Here is an 18,537-nt window from a genome sequence, read left to right on the forward strand (position 1 = left end):
TTATTACCGCTTTGCCTGACGTCATCTTCTGACGTGATGTTAAATCCTATGCAGGGCGGACCAACCGCAGAAACGTGAAAAACATGTCTCCAAGTGAATACGCCCTTGAAGTGGCCAAGCGCCGCACATTTGCCATCATCTCTCACCCCGATGCCGGTAAAACTACGATTACTGAAAAAGTTCTGTTATTCGGACAGGCCATTCAGACCGCCGGTACAGTAAAAGGCCGCGGCTCCAGCCATCACGCCAAATCCGACTGGATGGAAATGGAAAAACAACGTGGTATCTCCATCACCACGTCCGTGATGCAATTCCCGTACAAACAGTGTCTGGTTAACCTGCTCGACACCCCGGGGCACGAAGACTTCTCCGAAGATACCTACCGTACCCTGACCGCGGTTGACTGCTGTCTGATGGTGATCGACGCTGCGAAAGGTGTTGAAGACAGGACCCGTAAGCTGATGGAAGTCACCCGTCTGCGTGATACGCCGATCCTGACTTTCATGAACAAACTCGACCGTGACATCCGTGACCCGATGGAAGTGATGGACGAAGTGGAGCGCGAGCTGAAAATTGCCTGTTCTCCGATTACCTGGCCGATCGGCTGCGGTAAATTGTTCAAAGGGGTTTACCACCTCTATAAAGATGAAGTGTATCTGTACCAGACCGGTAAAGGTCACACCATTCAGGAAGTTCGCGTCGTTAAAGGCCTGGATAACCCTGAGCTGGATGCTGCTGTCGGCGAAGATCTGGCTGTGCAACTGCGTGAAGAGCTGGAACTGGTTCAGGGTGCATCCCATGAATTCGATCACGAAGCTTTCCTGCAGGGCGAACTGACGCCGGTATTCTTCGGTACTGCACTCGGTAACTTTGGTGTTGATCACATGCTCGACGGTCTGGTGGACTGGGCGCCTGCGCCGATGCCACGTAAAACTGACCTGCGTGAAGTGAAAGCCGATGACGAGAAATTCACCGGTTTTGTGTTTAAAATTCAGGCCAATATGGATCCGAAACACCGTGACCGCGTGGCATTCATGCGTGTGGTGTCCGGTAAGTATGAAAAAGGCATGAAACTGCGTCAGGTGCGTACGGGTAAAGACGTGGTGATTTCTGACGCGCTGACCTTTATGGCCGGCGACCGTTCACACGTTGAAGAAGCCTATCCGGGCGATATCATCGGCCTGCACAACCACGGCACGATTCAGATTGGCGACACCTTTACCCAGGGTGAGAACATGAAGTTCACCGGCATTCCTAACTTTGCCCCTGAACTGTTCCGTCGTATCCGCCTGCGTGACCCGCTGAAACAGAAACAGTTGCTGAAAGGACTGGTACAGCTTTCAGAAGAAGGCGCGGTACAGGTGTTCCGTCCGATCTCTAACAACGATTTAATCGTTGGTGCGGTCGGTGTGCTGCAGTTTGAAGTGGTCGTGGCACGTCTGAAAAGCGAATACAACGTCGAGGCGATTTACGAATCCGTGAACGTTTCCACCGCGCGTTGGGTGGAATGCAGCGACGTGAAGAAGTTCGAAGAATTCAAACGCAAGAACGAAACCAACCTGGCACTGGATGGTGGCGATAATTTGGCCTATATCGCCCCAACGATGGTGAACCTGAATCTGGCTTCAGAGCGTTATCCTGAAGTGAAATTCCGTAAAACCCGCGAACATTAATCTGTTCCTGTTTGTGGAAAGGCGACATTTATGTCGCCTTTTTTATTACTTCTGAATTTAACATTAATTAAATATATATTAATTTACTTGCTTAATTACGCTCTATTATTACATTCCTGAATGTTTAAATGCAGAAAATATGTCTGGCTTATTAAATAATCTTAATTGTAATTATTAGTGCGATCTATTAGTTTTTGATTAGTTTGTTTCCGAATAGATATGTCATTATACGTATGCCACAAATTACTTCATATTTATTTGATATGTATCGCAATAAACACATGCTTTGCATTTATGTATTAATAAATAAATTCTCAATTCACCATAGTTTCAAATACGTTTTCTCGTAAAACATATATGTATTCTATGAATATCCCGCCGTGGCAATGATATATATATAAGGAATGTAAGTTATGAAAATGAATAAAATCACACAGATGTTGTGTGTTGCCGGTCTGACGGTGGCCTCTGCCAGCGCCTTTGCTCTTGAAGCGTGGAATGGTCAGGAAGGCGGCGACACCTATGAAGTTATCTTCGACGGCGGCGTTTATTCTAACGCCTGGTGGGTCGGTGCGACCAATTGCCCGGGCACCGCTGAACAAGATCAGGGTGCCAACCCGTGGCGTAAAGTACGCGACGCATCCGCGACTGAAATGAGCCAGTATGGCAACCCGACAGTTTGTGAGATCGCCGGTGACGGTACCCAGAATAATTATGTCAATTATGACAGCAGCCGTGATTATTTAGCCGGTGATATTGTCCTGGCAAATGGCATGACGTACAAAACGTCTAAAGCAACGCCTGCACACAGTTTCGCACCAGCAGAAAATAACCCGTGGGTAGCTTATGCGCCGACGCCGGTCTGGAGCAGCAGCACAACCTATAATCAGGGTGATAAAGTTCAGAAAGACGGCGTGATGTATGAAGCTCTGTTCTACACCGTTAATAATGATCCGTCTCTGGCAGCCAATCAAAACCCTGAGGGAAATAACGGCCATCCGTGGAAACCGTTAGGTGCAGTACAATCTTATTCTCAGGATCAAATTGATAACGCGCCAAGGTTGAATATCAATACATTATATCCTGCTAATTCATTGGTGAAATATAACGGCAAGAATTATCAGTCTGCTGTCATCGTTCAGAAAGTGAAACCAGACGATGTTACCCCATGGGCTGTTTATATGGACTGGAGCGGCACTAAAGAGCGAGTGGGTACGCCGAAGAATCCATGGCCTGCCCAGTTCTATGCGCCATATGTCGATTTTACCTTAAACATGCAGCCTGACCTGGTAGGTCTGGCGAAAAACCAGAACGTTAACCACTTCACCATGGCCTTTATGGTCGCTAAAGATGCTAATACCTGTGTACCGACATGGGGCACTGCTTACAGCGTCACCAACTATGCGCAATACAGCAAAATCAAAGCATTGCGCGAAGCGGGGGGCGATATCATGGTATCGATCGGCGGCGCGAACAATGCACCACTGGCCGCGGCCTGTAATAACGTGAATGATCTGGCACAGCATTATTACGATATCGTTGAGAACCTTAATCTTCAGGTGCTTGATTTCGATATCGAAGGCAACTGGCTGGCGGATAAAGAGTCTGTTCAGCGTCGTAATGCTGCCGTCAAATTGGTGCAGGATCGTTGGGCTGCCGAAGGCCGTCACATCGGTATCTGGTATACCTTGCCTGTTCTGCCAACCGGTCTGACCCATGAAGGGATGGAAGTGTTGCAGGATGCCAAAGATCAGGGCGTGGTGCTTACTGGTGTAAACGTGATGGCGATGGACTACGGCAACATTCAATGCCAGTCAGCCAATACTGAAGGCCAGAATATCCATGGCAAATGTGCGACGTCGGCTATCGACAATCTTTTTGCTCAGGTGAAAGGTTTATACCCTGAGAAGAGCGCGGCGCAGGTTTACGCCATGCTGGGGACGACCCCGATGATCGGCTATAACGACGTGCAGGGTGAAGTGTTCTATCTTTCTGATGCCCGTCTCGTTTACCAGCAGGCGAAAGATTATGGCCTGGGTATGATTGGCGCATGGTCTATGGCTCGCGATCAGCCGGGTGTTTCTGGGCAAGTTTCCGCAGAACACAGTGGTATGACACCGGAACAGGCTCCGCTCTATGCTTACAGCCAAATCTTTGCGCCAATCACCAGCGGTTCAGTCGCACCGGTAGCAACCAATACACCACCGGTCGCGAATGCGGGTATGGCTCAGCAAGTTAACGGCATCGGCGTGATTACACTGGATGGCTCGGCCAGTACCGATAAAGACGGCGACAGCCTGACTTATCAGTGGAAACAAGTTTCCGGCCCGGCAGTGACGCTGCAAAACAGCAATTCAGCTAAAGCGACATTCAGCGTGGCGCAACCGGTGACCAATGCGGTGTACACCTTCTCTCTGACAGTGAGTGACAGCGAAGGCAGCACCACGGCGCAAACCAGCGTGAATGTGATTGATGCCTCTAAACCTGTCGCACCGTCCGTTACCCTTGAATCTACGTATACCGTGACTTCAGGTGAATCGCTGACACTGACAGCAAAAGTGACCGATCCGGATACGCAGGCTGCTGATTTACATTATCAGTGGACTAATCCGGCTGGATTACCAGTTGCACCGGCTCAGGGTGCAGCATCCAATACTGAAGTCATCAATGCACCACAAGTGACAGTTGATACACGCTTCACTGTTGACGTGACCGTGACCGATAACACCGGTTTAACGGATACCGCGACCACCACGGTTCTGGTAAAAGCTAAAGCGGCGGCGGCAGGTTACGACTATGTTTACCCGGAAAGCAGCGAGAAATACGTGGCGGGTACTAAAGTATTAGGCAGTGATGGCAGCATCTATCAGTGCAAACCTTTCCCATACTCTGGCTGGTGTGGTCAGGCGGCCTGGGCTTATGCGCCAGCCACCGGTACTAACTGGCAGGATGCATGGGACAAGCAGTAATCTAAAACCTAAGTCTGATTTTTAGAGCAAATTTTTAACCCAATAATGCCAAATGGCTCCTTTTACAGGAGCCATTTTTTTATCTGACGCGTGTCAGCCTCCAGATATTTCTTATCACTATGCCGATATTTTGTGCAGATTTAGGGGGAAACCTTCGGACTTGTCTGCATTAGGGTCCCTATTCGACGATCTTCCTACACATTTGATCATTCTTGACTATATTAAATGTGTGTTCAGGAAATGGTGGCTTAAAGCACTGCATTAAAGTCACTCAACAGAGAGTTATATCGCAAGGCAGTTAAAAGCCAGAATAAAACGATGTACTCTGCTACAAGGACAGTAAAAACAGCAGCAATACAATTTGTTAGAAGGCGTCACCAAGAATGTGACGTACAGAGCCGAAATCAAGGCTTATAAACCGAAAGGAAGAAATCGATGAAAAACTCTAAATTTGCCTATTCCATGATGGCCGTAGTACTGGGTACCGCACTGATGAGCGGCAGCGCTCTGGCTGCGACGACTACAGATAGCGCAGGTGCAAAAATCGATAGCTCCATGAAGAAAGTTGATAACTACATGGGCGACAGCGCCATCACAGCGAAAGTAAAAAGTGCACTGGTGGATGATAAAGCCATCAAAAGCAGCGACATTTCCGTGACCACCAATGCAGGCGTCGTTACGCTGAGCGGTTTCGTTGGTTCACAGGCTGAAGCTGAGCAGGCGGTTGCCGCCGCAACTAAAGTTGAAGGTGTGAAATCTGTCAGTGACAAACTGCACACTAAAGACAGCAAAGACCAGAGCGTGAAAGGCTATGCGGGCGACAGCGCAACAACAGCGTCTGTGAAAGCAAAACTGCTGGCCGATGACATTGTCCCTTCACGTAATGTAAAAGTTGAAACCACCGACGGCGTAGTACAGCTTTCCGGTGCAGTGAAAGACCAGGCACAGTCTGACCGTGCTGAAAGCGTTGCGAAAACCGTTGATGGCGTGAAAAGCGTCAAAAATGACCTGAAAGTCGCACCGTAACGATATTCTGCTCTACCTGTAGTACAAGACCTGTAGTACAAGACCTGAAGTACAAGGCGCCTTCTCACGGGCGGGCGCCTCATCTTTTGAATAACGCATAACAATATTTGTGTTGCCCGCTGAATATTCGGGACGGATAAGATTTGCCTGATTTCGGAAAAATATCGTGTCAGAAGCTCTAACACTTTAATTTTTCGACTACCTTTATTAAGTAAGAAGTTTTTGTTCCCGGCATACGGTCGGGAGATAAAGTGTCAAAAGGCAGATGTTTAACAGTGAGTCCGGCCCGAAGCGGGGCACCACCTTTTAAACTGGCAAAGTGAAAATAGGGTATAAAGGAGAAGCTTATGTTTCGTTGGGGCATTATTTTTCTAATCATCGCGTTAATCGCGGCGGCTCTCGGTTTCGGTGGTTTGGCGGGTACAGCTGCCTGGGCTGCAAAAATCGTCTTCGTAGTCGGTATCATTCTGTTCCTGGTCAGCCTGTTTACCGGTCGTAAACGACTCTGACCGCATCAATGATTTGATGCCAAAAAGTGTTAATGAATGACATCGCCCCCTTCAATGAAGGGGGCGATTCTTTTTATGTGCGATCTGGCTGTTAACAGGACGTAACGATTTTATCGCTGAAATTTGGCAAGAATTTCACGTAAATCAGTCAGACAAGGTATGCTCAGAAATGAAGGCCGCTGAGTGAGGCCGATTTTGTGAGGATAGCCCGTTGGGATACAGAATACCTGTCACGCTGGGGAACATAGAACCACTGGCGTATAAACCTTATACACCCGGCAAAATAGCACTGGTGTGCGAAGGCGGCGGACAGCGGGGCATTTTTACAGCTGGTGTGCTGGATGAGTTTCAACGCGCGCGCTTTAATCCCTTTGATTTATATCTGGGCACGTCTGCCGGCGCACAAAATCTCTCTGCTTTTGTCTGCGGACAACCTGGTTATGCCAGAAGAGTCATTACCCGCTATACCACCAGCCCCGACTTTTTCAATCCTCTGCGTTTTGTGCGCGGCGGGCACCTTATCGATCTCGACTGGCTGGTGGAACAAACGGCCAAAAACATGCCGCTGGCGATGGAAACTGCTGAAAAGCTGTTGATCGACGGGCGTGAGTTTCTGATGTGCGCCTGCCGCAGTGATGATTATTCAGCCAGTTACTTTGCGCCGACGCGCGATAACTGGCTGCCGGTGATCAAAGCCTCCAGCGCCATTCCGGGCTTTTACCGTATGGGCGTCGATCTTGATGGCGTGAGTTATCAGGACGGCGGCATCAGCGATGCGATCCCGGTTGAGGAAGCTTATCGCCGTGGCGCCGATACGATTGTGGTGATCCGCACCGTTCCCTCGGCGATGTTCTATACGCCGCAATGGATGAAACGCATGGAGCAATGGCTGAGCGAAAGCAGCCTGCAACAGCTGGTGCGCATGATGCAGCATCACGAAGAAAGCTATCACCGCATCCAGCAGTTCATCGAGAATCCGCCGGACGATGTGCGTATTTTTGAAATCTTCCCGCCAAAACCTTTAGCCAGCCACGCGCTGGGCAGTCGTCTGCCCGCGCTGAATCAGGATTACCATCTTGGGCGCCGCTGCGGGCGTTATTTCCTGTCAGCTGCGGCGCACTGGCTGTTGCCGCGTGAAAATGAACGGCCTTATCCGCACATTGAACCCCGCGTGACACGTCGCCCTCAGCGGGTTGTCATACCGCAGGACGAACCAGAAAACGTGATCCCGCTGGCTGCTTCAGCCAGCACGGTGGAGCAGATCATTTTGGATCCCGCCGTGCTGACGGATATGGTCGCCGACGGCGGCGTTGTGCGTCCGGCCGCCTTCAAAGATAACCTGGTTCATGATCCGCAGCCGAAACGTGTGGCATCTGATATGCCACCGGTAGAAAACGGTGCATCAGAAACCTATCCCGCCAGTGAGGGTGATAAGTTGTGAGTCATACCTTCGCCGATACGCACTGCCATTTCGATTTTCCGCCGTTTACCGGTGCGGAAGCCGAAAGTTTGCGTCTCGCCGGAGAAGCGGGCGTCCGGCAGATCATCGTTCCGTCGGTTACGTCAGATCGTTTTCGCGGCATTCTCTCACTGGCAAAAAAATTCCCGCAGCTGCACGCGGCGCTGGGTTTGCATCCCCTTTATATCAGCGAGCACAAAGACAGTTGCCTGGAATTACTGGATTCATTGCTGACTCACCGGGATCCGCACCTGGTGGCGGTCGGTGAAATCGGGCTGGATTTATACATGGAAACGCCGCGATTTGAGCAACAACAGCGGCTGCTGAAAGCGCAGTTCGCCATGGCAAAGCGCGCAATGCTGCCGGTGATTCTGCATTCGCGGCGCAGTCACGATCAGCTGGCGGCAATGTTACGGCAGGCTAAATTGCCTGCTACCGGCGTGGTACATGGTTTTGCGGGCAGTCTTTCGCAGGCGCAGGCGTTTATCAAACTGGGTTTCGCGATAGGTGTGGGCGGCACTATCAGTTATGAACGCGCGCAGAAAACCCGTCAGGTGATGGCGCAATTACCGCTTTCTTCTTTGCTTCTGGAAACCGATGCGCCGGATATGCCGTTGCAGGGTTTTCAGGGTCAGCCCAATCGTCCGGAGCGTGCTGCTAACGTGTTCGACATACTGTGCAGCCTGCGCAGTGAAACCCCTGAACAGATTGCCGCCGAATTGCTGGACAACACCCGTCGTATCTTCAATTTATCCGCTTTCTAATCCATCCCCTCCTGATTTTGTGATTTAAATAACATTATCATTTTCCTTTCATGCTTTCCTGTAAAAGGGTTTCTTCAGGCTATGTAATTTATGTTCTCTTTAAAATGTTATTATTATAACATCACTCGTAAGATCGCCGGTCGGTGATCGCTGTATATCCGTGCGCACTCCGTTTGTCATGAATCGGGTATACACTCTTATCTGGACCAAATACTGAGCATAACGCCAGTGAAATGTGATTTAGATCTCATTTCACTAAGCAACGTTGCAAACGGTTTTCATTTTGTGTGAAATACTGCACACAGGAACCTGATGTGACGTGTTCAAATAGTCACAACGACTTGGCGTCAGCCAATCAAAGCGCGGTGAGAAGGATCTCAGTTGCCGCGTAAGCCACGACACGCTGCTTACGCACGCTATCTTCAAGGAACCAAGTCCGCTCGCCAACCGTGCAGAATTCATTTCCCGTCGGACTCCGCCGGAACGAATTCATGACTGTATGCTCAGTTCTGGCCGGTCGCTGGAATTGAAAATTGTTGGAGAGTTATATGACCGATTTAACCGCCGCAGCGCAACGTGCGCTGAACCTGATGGATTTAACCACCCTGAACGAAGACGACACTGATGCAAAAGTGATCGCGCTTTGTCACCAGGCGAAAAGCCCGGCAGGTAACACCGCTGCTGTCTGTATTTATCCTCGTTTTATTCCTGTTGCCCGCAAAACTCTGCGTGAGCAAGGTACGCCTGATATCCGCATTGCGACTGTGACTAACTTCCCGCACGGTAACGATGATCTTGATATTGCGCTGGCAGAAACCCGCGCGGCGATCGCTTACGGTGCCGATGAAGTTGACGTGGTATTCCCGTACCGCGCACTGATCGCCGGTAACGAGCAGATCGGTTTTGAGATGGTCAAACAGTGCAAAGCAGCCTGTGCTGCGGCCAACGTTCTGCTGAAAGTGATCATCGAAACCGGTGAACTGAAGCAAGATGCACTGATCCGCAAAGCCTCCGAGATCGCGATTAAAGCGGGCGCTGACTTCATCAAAACCTCTACCGGTAAAGTGCCTGAAAACGCCACTTTGCACAGCGCTGAACTGATGATGAGCGTGATTGCTGAAATGGGCGTCGGCAAAGCCGTTGGTTTCAAACCGGCCGGTGGCGTGAAAACCGCTGAAGATGCTGCGCAATATCTGGCACTGGCTGACCGCCTGCTGGGCCGTGAATGGGCTGACGCACGTCACTTCCGTTTCGGTGCTTCCAGCCTGCTGGCAAGCCTGCTGACCACATTGGGTCACGCTGGCCAGAAAGCCACCAGCAGCTATTAATCACTGTTGTTATGCCTGTGCCGTGGCGCTGTTTTACAGCGTCCGGTACTGGCGTTCACATTTAGCGTTCAGCTCAGGCAGGGGGATACCTTGTTTCTCGCACAAGAAATTATTCGTAAAAAACGTGACGGTCAGCCTTTAAGCGACGAAGAAATTCGTTTCTTCATTAATGGTATTCGTGACAGTCAGGTTTCTGAAGGACAAATTGCCGCACTGGCAATGACTATCTATTTCAACGACATGACCATGAAAGAACGTGTTTCGCTGACCATGGCGATGCGTGATTCAGGGACCGTGCTCGACTGGAAAAGCCTCAATCTGAACGGTCCGATTGTCGACAAACATTCGACCGGCGGCGTAGGTGATGTGACCTCCCTGATGCTTGGCCCGATGGTGGCGGCATGCGGCGGTTATGTCCCGATGATTTCAGGCCGTGGCCTCGGTCATACCGGCGGTACGCTCGATAAACTCGAAGCTATTCCTGGATTTGATATTTTCCCGGATGACAGCCGTTTCCGCAGCATCATTCAGGACGTCGGCGTGGCTATAATCGGCCAGACCAGCTCGCTGGCACCGGCGGATAAACGCTTTTACGCGACACGCGATATCACCGCAACCGTTGACTCTATTCCGCTGATCACTGCTTCGATCCTCGCCAAAAAACTGGCCGAAGGTCTGGATGCGTTGGTGATGGATGTTAAAGTCGGTTCCGGTGCATTTATGCCAACTTATCAGCTGTCCGAAGATCTGGCGCAGGCGATCGTGGATGTGGCGAATGGCGCGGGATGTAAAACCACAGCGCTGCTGACTGACATGAATCAGGTGCTGGCATCCAGTGCCGGTAATGCGGTGGAAGTGCGTGAAGCCGTGCGTTTCCTGACCGGCGAATACCGTAATCCGCGTCTGCTGGAAGTCACGATGGCGCTTTGCGTTGAAATGCTGCTGTCCGGCGGACTGGCGAAAGATGATGCCGACGCCCGCAGTCAGTTGCAGGCAGTGCTGGATAACGGCAAAGCAGCGGAAGTCTTTGGCCGCATGATTGCCGCGCAAAAAGGCCCGACCGATTTCATCGAAAATTACGACAATTATCTGCAACAGGCCACGCTGAGCAAACCGGTTTACGCTGAAACCAACGGCATTGTCAGCGCGATGGATACCCGCGCGCTGGGGATGGCGGTCGTTTCACTGGGTGGCGGTCGTCGCCGTGCCAGCGATGCTATCGACTACAGCGTTGGTCTGACCCACATGGCACAACTCGGCCAGCAGGTGGATACCCGTCAGCCACTGGCGATGATCCACGCGAACAGTGAAGCGGCCTGGCAACAGGCGGCGCAGGAAGTGCGGGCGGCGATTGTACTGAGTGACAAAGCGCCGGAAAGTACGCCGGTGGTTTATCGCCGGATCAGCGGCAAAGCTTGATTTCAGGCTAAATCGCCCCCATTTAAGATTGATCAGGTGCGCGGCAGTTCCGCGTGACCCAATGCGTAACCATTCGCAGGAGAGCAAAATGAAACGTACATTTATCATGGTGTTAGACTCATTCGGTATCGGTGCCAGTGAAGATGCCGAGCGCTTTGGCGATGCCGGTTCTGATACATTGGGCCATATCGCGGCTGCCTGTGCGCGTGGCGATGCAGACAAAGGCCGTAAAGGTCCTCTGAATCTGCCGAACCTGACCCGTCTGGGGCTGGCGAAAGCCGCTGAAGAATCCACCGGTAAAATTCCTGACGGCATGGACGGTAATTCTGAAATTACCGGTGCGTATGCTTACGCCAGCGAATTGTCTTCCGGCAAAGACACCCCATCAGGCCACTGGGAAATCGCCGGTGTGCCTGTTCTTTTCGACTGGGGTTATTTCAGCGATACCACCAACAGCTTCCCGCAGGAACTGCTGGATAAACTGGTGGAACGCGCCAATCTGCCGGGCTATCTCGGCAACTGCCACTCTTCCGGTACCGTGGTACTGGACGATTTGGGCGAAGAACACATGAAAACCGGCAAGCCGATTTTCTACACTTCCGCTGACTCCGTCTTCCAGATTGCCTGTCACGAAGAAACCTTTGGACTGGATCGCCTGTATGAACTGTGCGAAATCGCCCGTGAAGAACTGACCGAAGGCGGATACAACATTGGCCGTGTTATTGCCCGTCCGTTCATCGGCGACAAAGCCGGTAACTTCGAGCGTACCGGTAACCGTCACGATTTAGCGGTTGAGCCACCGGCACCGACCATCCTGAAAAAACTGGTTGATGAAAAAGACGGCCACGTGGTGTCTGTCGGTAAAATCGCCGATATCTACGCGCAGGTCGGTATCACTAAAAAAGTGAAAGCCACCGGTCTGGATGCGTTGTTTGACGCGACAATCAAAGAGATGAAAGAAGCGGGTGACAAGACCATCGTCTTCACCAACTTTGTAGATTTCGACTCCTCTTACGGCCACCGCCGTGATGTGCCGGGCTACGCTGCGGCGCTGGAACTGTTCGACCGCCGTATGCCGGAACTGCTGGAGCTGGTGAAAGAAGACGACATCATTATCTTCACCGCTGACCACGGTTGTGACCCGACCTGGCGCGGCACGGATCATACCCGTGAGCACATTCCGGTCCTGATCTATGGCCCGAAAGTGAAACCGGGCTCATTGGGCCACCGCGATACCTTCGCGGACATCGGTCAGACCGTTGCTAAATACTTCGATCTGACACCGATGGATTACGGCAAATCAATGCTATAAACCCTGCGTCTTTCAAGTTGTAGCGTTGTTGGCTTCGCGCCTTCACCCCAGTCACTTAGTTGTCTAAGCTCCTGGGGATTCACGCGCTTGCCGCCTGACTACAACTCGAAATTCATTGGGTTTACTTCGTTAATTTTTATACCAATTTTAGGAAAAGATAATGGCAACTCCACACATTAATGCTGAAATGGGCGACTTCGCTGACGTAGTGCTGATGCCGGGCGATCCGCTGCGCGCCAAGCACATCGCGGAAACTTTCCTTCAGGATGTTAAGCAGGTGAACGACGTGCGTGGCATGTTGGGCTTCACCGGCACTTATAAAGGCCGCAAAATCTCTGTTATGGGTCACGGCATGGGCATTCCTTCCTGCTCAATTTATGCCAAAGAATTGATCACTGAATTCGGCGTGAAGAAAATCATCCGCGTGGGTTCTTGTGGTGCTGTGCGTGCTGATATCAAACTGCGCGATATCGTGATCGGCATGGGTGCCTGCACCGATTCCAAAGTGAACCGCATGCGTTTCAAAGACCACGATTACGCGGCTATCGCCGATTACGACATGGTGCGTAACGCCGCTGATGCAGCGAAAGCCAAAGGCATCAATGCCCGCGTGGGTAACATCTTCTCCGCTGACCTGTTCTACACACCAGACCCGCAGATGTTCGACGTGATGGAAAAATACGGCATTCTGGGTGTCGAAATGGAAGCCGCTGGTATTTACGGCGTGGCAGCAGAATTCGGTGCAAAAGCGCTGACCATCTGTACCGTTTCCGACCATATCCGTACTCACGAACAAACTACTGCCGCTGAACGTCAGACGACCTTCAACGACATGATTGAAATCGCGCTGGAATCCGTTCTGCTGGGCGACAAAGAATAAATTCTGCAGATCCTGCAGTAACTAAAACGGGCGCCGGATGGCGCCCGTTTTGCTATGCATTTAGCTATGCATATTAATTCGTCTTCTTGGTGGAGAACGAACCTTACCCGTAGCTATTTCTTTATAAAATAGAATATTACGGATGGTCTCTGTTCATTTTGCGATGGAATTAGCTATGCATTTAGCTATGCATAGCCAGGGTGATTAAGCTGTTTTCCTGACTCACTTCGGCCGGCTTCTTTTGAGGCTGCGGTAAGCGGCCTGTGCGGCTTCTTTGGTTTGTGCTTCGGTCGCCGGTTTTGCCGGTGCGACCTCAGATTCCGGCTCAGGAATGTTCAGTACCGGCGGCGGGCCGAACTCGTCCGGCTCATCTTCCTGTTCGTCATCTTCTTTGAGCGGTTTGCTGGCGGTCAGCAGGAACGGCGATTGCTGCCAGCGCGAACGACGTCCTTGCAGCAGCGTGCGGGCCAGAATAATACCGACACCCAGCGCAGCGAGCATCATCAGACGTAACAGATTGGTGGTGTTATCTACCTGCTTGGATTCAGTCGCCAGTACGTGCGTGTCCAGCGTGATACGTAAAAATCCGCTCGGACCGTTTTTATCCTCAATAGGCACCACAATCTGATGATTGAAGTAGCTGCCTGCGCGTTTACCATCGAGCGATAATCTGTCGCGTACCGGCACCTGTTCGCCTGCATGGGCGACCAGGGAGCCATCTGACTCATAAACGCTGGCATCGAGAATGCGGCTTCCGTCGGTAAGCTGGCTCAAAATAGTGGAAATTTGTGCGATATCGGCGCCATCATTAGTGCTGTCCATCAGCGGCGCGAGCGAAAACGCCACCTGTTTGGCGAGCGTCTGGGCAAGCTGTTCCACCTGCGTCGAGCGTGCCAGTTGGTGACCCAGACTGAAATAGGATGCGCCTTGCATCAGAATGACTAATAAAGCCAGACTAATCAATACGATAGCGGCGCGGTGCAGGCGAAATTTGAGTTTGGCCTTGGCCATTCTGTTTCCTTGCGTTTTTCGAAGACTTTATGTTGCCAGAAGACGTCACGATAAGGTAGCTTGATGCCTCATTTTACCCTGCATCCTTCAGGCTGCCTCTGCGTTGGCTGCCTTCATTCACTCCGGTCACTGACCTGTGTCAGCTTCCGGAGATTCATTCAGTTGCTGCCTTGATGCAACTCGAATGATTTTGGGTAAATACTGATATTTGTTTTCCTATGCCATAACGCCCTACAGGAGCCATCATGCCAAACAGTCTGACCTATTGCGATCTTCCTGCGGAGATCCACCAATGGCCGGGACTTCCCCTTTCATTGAGCGGTGACGAGGTCATGCCGCTGGATTACCGGGCCGGACATACCGGATGGCTGCTTTATGGTAGAAAACTCGATAAAACGAGCATTACGCAGTTCCAGCGCCGGTTAGGTCGTGCTCTGGTGATTGTCAGCGCCTGGGCGGTGGAAGGTTATCAGGTTGTACGCCTTGCCGGTTCGCTCACTACTGATGCGCAACAGCTGGCTGAATCTTTCGAATTTGATGTCACCCAGCTTGGCAAAGTGCCTTATCTGCGCACGCCAGGTCTGCTGGTGATGGACATGGATTCTACCGCGATTGAGATTGAATGCATCGACGAAATTGCCAAACTGGCAGGCGTCGGTGAACAGGTGGCGGAAGTCACTGAGCGTGCGATGCGTGGCGAGCTGGATTTCTCCGCCAGTCTGCGCCAGCGCGTGGCGACCCTGAAAGATGCAGACGCGGGTATTCTTGAGCAGGTGCGCGAAACCCTGCCGCTGATGCCGGGACTGACCGTGATGGTTCAGCGTTTACAGGAAGCAGGGTGGCACGTTGCAATTGCTTCCGGCGGCTTTACCTATTACGCCGAATACCTGCGCGATAAGCTGAATCTGATTGATGTCGCGGCGAACGAGCTGGAAATTCGCGACGGCAAACTGACCGGGCGTGTGATTGGCCCTGTCGTCGACGCGCAATATAAAGCAGATACCTTGCTGAAGCTGGCGGAAAAACTGGGGATTCCTCAGGAACAAACCATTGCGATTGGCGACGGCGCCAATGACCTGAAAATGATGGCGGTGGCCGGTCTGGGCATTGCGTATCACGCAAAGCCGAAAGTGTATGAACAGGCTTCAGTCTGTATCCGGCATGCGGATCTGCTTGGGGTGTTGTGTATTTTTAGCGGCAGTCAGGCATTATAAATTTCTTTTAAATATCATCGAGGTAAGTTGTGGCAAAAGCAGCAAAACGTGCATTTGTGTGTAATGAATGTGGCGCAGATTATCCGCGCTGGCAAGGGCAGTGTAGTGCCTGTCAGGCCTGGAACAGCATTACTGAAATCCGTTTGGCGGCTTCCCCGACTGTGGCGCGTAACGAGCGTCTGACCGGTTACGCCGGTGATGCAGGCGTCAGTCGCGTGCAGAAACTTTCCGATATCAGCCTTGATGAACTTCCGCGTTTCAGCACCGGTTTTAAAGAGTTTGATCGCGTACTGGGCGGCGGCGTGGTGCCCGGCAGTGCGATCCTGATTGGGGGTAATCCCGGTGCAGGTAAAAGTACGCTGCTGCTGCAAATTCTGTGTCATCTCAGCGAAAACATGAAAACCCTGTACGTCACCGGCGAAGAATCTTTGCAGCAGGTGGCGATGCGTGCGCACCGTCTGGGGTTACCGACGGCCAATATGAATATGTTGTCGGAAACCAGCATCGAACAGATTTGCGACATTGCCGATAAAGAACAGCCTAAACTGATGGTGATCGATTCCATTCAGGTGATGCACATGGCGGATATCCAGTCGTCACCGGGCACGGTTGCGCAGGTCCGTGAAACGGCAGCGTATCTGACCCGTTTCGCCAAAACGCGTGGCGTGGCGATCGTGATGGTGGGTCATGTGACCAAAGACGGTTCACTGGCCGGTCCGAAAGTGCTCGAGCACTGTATCGACTGTTCCGTGCTGCTCGATGGCGACGCCGATTCGCGTTTTCGTACGCTGCGCAGCCATAAAAACCGTTTTGGTGCCGTGAACGAACTCGGCGTGTTCGCCATGACCGAGCAGGGGCTGCGTGAAGTCAGCAACCCTTCAGCAATTTTCCTCAGCCGTGGCGATGAAATTACTTCCGGCAGTTCCGTGATGGTGCTGTGGGAGGGAACGCGTCCGTTGCTGGTTGAGGTTCAGGCCCTGGTTGATCAGTCGATGATGGGCAATCCGCGTCGCGTGGCGGTTGGCCTTGAACAAAACCGTTTAGCCATTTTGCTGGCGGTCTTGCATCGTCACGGCGGTTTGCAGATGGCGGATCAGGATGTGTTCGTCAACGTAGTTGGCGGTGTGAAAGTCACCGAAACCAGCGCGGATCTGGCGCTGCTGCTCTCTCTTGTCTCCAGTCTGCGTGACCGTCCGTTGCCGCAGGATTTAGTGGTCTTCGGTGAAGTCGGGCTGGCAGGTGAAATTCGTCCGGTGCCGAGTGGTCAGGAACGTATTACGGAAGCGGCAAAGCACGGCTTTAAGCGTGCGATTGTGCCGCATGCCAACGTGCCGAAGAAAGTCCCGGCGGGTATGCAGGTATTTGGCGTCAAAAAGCTGGCTGATGCGCTGGCGATCCTCGACGATTTGTAACTGTTCTATGCTGTAGCTTTTCTCCGCTGTAATTCGGGGCTGCCTTTGTGCTATTTTTTGTTTAGCTATTTTGTTTAGTACAGCAAACCTGGGGACAAGGCATGTCACAGTTCGACTATCTAAAAACCGCGATAAAACAACAGGGACGCACGCTGCAACAGGTGGCCGAAGCCAGCGGGATGACCAAGGGTTATCTTAGCCAGTTGTTGAATGCAAAGATAAAAAGTCCCAGCGCTCAGAAGCTGGAGGCTTTGCACCGCTTCCTTGATCTTGAGTTTCCCCGTCGTGAAAAGAATATCGGCGTGGTGTTCGGCAAGTTTTATCCGCTGCACACCGGCCATATCTATCTGATCCAGCGCGCCTGCAGTCAGGTGGATGAACTGCATATCATCATGGGCTATGACGAGCCGCGCGATCGCGAGCTTTTTGAAAACAGTTCCATGTCCCAGCAGCCAACGGTCAGTGACCGTCTGCGCTGGTTACTGCAGACGTTCAAATACCAGAAAAACATACGTATTCATGCCTTTAACGAAGAGGGGATGGAACCCTATCCGCATGGCTGGGACGTATGGGGACGCGGCATTAAAGAGTTCATGAGCCAGAAAGGCATTGAACCCAACACTATTTATTCCAGTGAAGAGGCTGATGCGCCGCAATACCGCGAACATCTCGGGATTGAGACCGTACTGATCGACCCGAAACGTTCGTTTATGAATATCAGCGGTCGTCAGATCCGTCATGACCCGTTCCGTTACTGGGATTATATTCCGACTGAAGTGAAGCCGTTCTTCGTGCGGACCGTGGCGATTCTCGGCGGAGAATCCAGCGGGAAATCGACGCTGGTGAATAAGCTGGCTAACATTTTTAATACCACCAGTGCATGGGAATATGGCCGCGATTATGTGTTCTCGCACCTGGGTGGCGACGAAATGGCGCTGCAATATTCTGACTATGACAAGATCGCGTTGGGTCAGGCGCAGTACATCGATTTCGCGGTGAAATATGCCAATAAAGTGGCCTTTATTGATACCGACTTTCTGACCACTCAGGCCTTCTGTAAAAAATATGAAGGGCGTGAACATCCGTTTGTGCAGGCGCTGATGGACGAATACAAATTCGATCTGGTTATCCTGCTGGAAAACAACACGCCGTGGGTGGCCGACGGCCTGCGCAGTTTAGGCAGTACCACCGACCGGATGTCTTTCCAGAATCTGCTCATCGAAATGCTGAAAGAAAACAATGTGGATTATGTACACGTTGAATCTTCAGATTACGATCAGCGTTTTCTCGAATGCGTGGAACTGGTGCAGAACATGCTGGCAGCCGATACCAGCCGGTTAAACGAGCCCCCGGTTATCTGACCGGGGACAAATAAAGAGCGTGTATTCTCCGGGATACGCGCTTTTTTATTATCATTCATACAATGAATGATAAATTACCAATATATTTTATATAATTATTAATGAATTCATCCGATTATCTTTCAGTGTGATTTTATTAATTCATTTTGTAACGCTGTAAAATAAAATTCTCTTTTTATTCATGGGATTGAGTGAGAAGC

General features: G+C 51.4%; 14 protein-coding genes. 13 read left to right on the forward strand and 1 reads right to left on the reverse strand.

What is annotated here, in order from left to right:
- Positions 1-83 precede the first annotated feature (83 nt).
- From prfC to deoD, 10 genes are all read left to right on the forward strand, one after another.
- Positions 84-1,673 carry a peptide chain release factor 3 gene (prfC, locus tag CKQ54_RS06425; RefSeq protein ID WP_120161977.1) on the forward strand — a complete coding sequence of 530 codons (1,590 nt, stop codon included), beginning with the start codon at positions 84-86 and terminating at the stop codon, positions 1,671-1,673.
- A gap of 413 nt (positions 1,674-2,086) precedes the next feature.
- A complete protein-coding gene (locus tag CKQ54_RS25965) occupies positions 2,087-4,642 on the forward strand; it encodes a PKD domain-containing protein (RefSeq protein WP_120161976.1) in 2,556 nt (851 codons plus the stop codon).
- A 435-nt stretch (positions 4,643-5,077) separates the two neighbouring features.
- Positions 5,078-5,668 (forward strand): molecular chaperone OsmY, encoded by a 591-nt coding sequence (gene osmY, locus CKQ54_RS06435; RefSeq protein ID WP_112289032.1) that lies wholly within the window; start codon positions 5,078-5,080, stop codon positions 5,666-5,668.
- 347 nt (positions 5,669-6,015) lie between these two features.
- Entirely contained in the window at positions 6,016-6,177 is a 162-nt protein-coding gene (locus tag CKQ54_RS06440; protein WP_013577105.1) for a DUF1328 domain-containing protein, read from the forward strand.
- Positions 6,178-6,388: 211 nt separating this feature from the next.
- Positions 6,389-7,618, forward strand: a complete 1,230-nt coding sequence (locus CKQ54_RS06445) for a patatin-like phospholipase family protein (protein ID WP_112289031.1) — start codon at positions 6,389-6,391, stop codon at positions 7,616-7,618.
- Positions 7,615-8,400 carry a TatD family hydrolase gene (locus CKQ54_RS06450; RefSeq protein WP_120161975.1) on the forward strand — a complete coding sequence of 262 codons (786 nt, stop codon included), beginning with the start codon at positions 7,615-7,617 and terminating at the stop codon, positions 8,398-8,400. Before CKQ54_RS06445 ends, CKQ54_RS06450 begins: the two co-directional genes overlap by 4 nt.
- A 548-nt stretch (positions 8,401-8,948) precedes the next feature.
- On the forward strand, positions 8,949-9,728 hold the full coding sequence (gene deoC, locus CKQ54_RS06455; protein WP_120161974.1) for a deoxyribose-phosphate aldolase: 780 nt from the start codon (positions 8,949-8,951) through the stop codon (positions 9,726-9,728).
- 90 nt (positions 9,729-9,818) lie between these two features.
- Positions 9,819-11,147 (forward strand): thymidine phosphorylase, encoded by a 1,329-nt coding sequence (gene deoA, locus CKQ54_RS06460; protein WP_112289028.1) that lies wholly within the window; start codon positions 9,819-9,821, stop codon positions 11,145-11,147.
- 88 nt (positions 11,148-11,235) lie between these two features.
- Positions 11,236-12,459, forward strand: a complete 1,224-nt coding sequence (gene deoB, locus CKQ54_RS06465) for a phosphopentomutase (RefSeq protein WP_112289027.1) — start codon at positions 11,236-11,238, stop codon at positions 12,457-12,459.
- Positions 12,460-12,619: 160 nt separating this feature from the next.
- Entirely contained in the window at positions 12,620-13,339 is a 720-nt protein-coding gene (gene deoD, locus CKQ54_RS06475; RefSeq protein WP_013577098.1) for a purine-nucleoside phosphorylase, read from the forward strand.
- Positions 13,340-13,561: 222 nt separating this feature from the next.
- Here the strand turns inward: deoD and CKQ54_RS06480 are convergent, their stop codons facing one another.
- Entirely contained in the window at positions 13,562-14,350 is a 789-nt protein-coding gene (locus CKQ54_RS06480) for a YtjB family periplasmic protein (RefSeq protein WP_112289025.1), read from the reverse strand.
- Positions 14,351-14,595: 245 nt separating this feature from the next.
- Here CKQ54_RS06480 and serB point away from each other — a divergent pair, with 245 nt between their 5' ends.
- The 3 genes from serB (at position 14,596) to nadR (ending at position 18,337) form a co-directional block, all read left to right on the forward strand.
- On the forward strand, positions 14,596-15,564 hold the full coding sequence (gene serB / locus CKQ54_RS06485) for a phosphoserine phosphatase (RefSeq protein WP_112289024.1): 969 nt from the start codon (positions 14,596-14,598) through the stop codon (positions 15,562-15,564).
- Between the two features lie 29 nt (positions 15,565-15,593).
- Entirely contained in the window at positions 15,594-16,976 is a 1,383-nt protein-coding gene (gene radA, locus CKQ54_RS06490) for a DNA repair protein RadA (protein WP_112289023.1), read from the forward strand.
- Positions 16,977-17,077: 101 nt separating this feature from the next.
- Positions 17,078-18,337, forward strand: coding sequence for a multifunctional transcriptional regulator/nicotinamide-nucleotide adenylyltransferase/ribosylnicotinamide kinase NadR (gene nadR / locus CKQ54_RS06495; protein WP_112289022.1), 1,260 nt, complete (start codon positions 17,078-17,080; stop codon positions 18,335-18,337).
- The last annotated feature ends 200 nt before the right edge of the window (positions 18,338-18,537 follow it).

The sequence above is a fragment of the Rahnella variigena genome, from assembly GCF_003610915.1.
Taxonomy (GTDB): Bacteria; Pseudomonadota; Gammaproteobacteria; order Enterobacterales; family Enterobacteriaceae; genus Rahnella; species Rahnella variigena.

What these genes read in the sequence shown, in the direction of transcription:
- prfC (WP_120161977.1), top strand. Translation starts at nt 84, where the DNA reads ATGTCTCCAAGTGAATACGCCCTTGAAGTGGCCAAGCGCCGCACATTT.
- deoC (WP_120161974.1), top strand. Translation starts at nt 8,949, where the DNA reads ATGACCGATTTAACCGCCGCAGCGCAACGTGCGCTGAACCTGATGGAT.
- deoD (WP_013577098.1), top strand. Translation starts at nt 12,620, where the DNA reads ATGGCAACTCCACACATTAATGCTGAAATGGGCGACTTCGCTGACGTA.
- deoB (WP_112289027.1), top strand. Translation starts at nt 11,236, where the DNA reads ATGAAACGTACATTTATCATGGTGTTAGACTCATTCGGTATCGGTGCC.
- CKQ54_RS25965 (WP_120161976.1), top strand. Translation starts at nt 2,087, where the DNA reads ATGAAAATGAATAAAATCACACAGATGTTGTGTGTTGCCGGTCTGACG.
- CKQ54_RS06440 (WP_013577105.1), top strand. Translation starts at nt 6,016, where the DNA reads ATGTTTCGTTGGGGCATTATTTTTCTAATCATCGCGTTAATCGCGGCG.
- serB (WP_112289024.1), top strand. Translation starts at nt 14,596, where the DNA reads ATGCCAAACAGTCTGACCTATTGCGATCTTCCTGCGGAGATCCACCAA.
- nadR (WP_112289022.1), top strand. Translation starts at nt 17,078, where the DNA reads ATGTCACAGTTCGACTATCTAAAAACCGCGATAAAACAACAGGGACGC.
- CKQ54_RS06480 (WP_112289025.1), bottom strand. Translation starts at nt 14,350, where the DNA reads ATGGCCAAGGCCAAACTCAAATTTCGCCTGCACCGCGCCGCTATCGTA.
- osmY (WP_112289032.1), top strand. Translation starts at nt 5,078, where the DNA reads ATGAAAAACTCTAAATTTGCCTATTCCATGATGGCCGTAGTACTGGGT.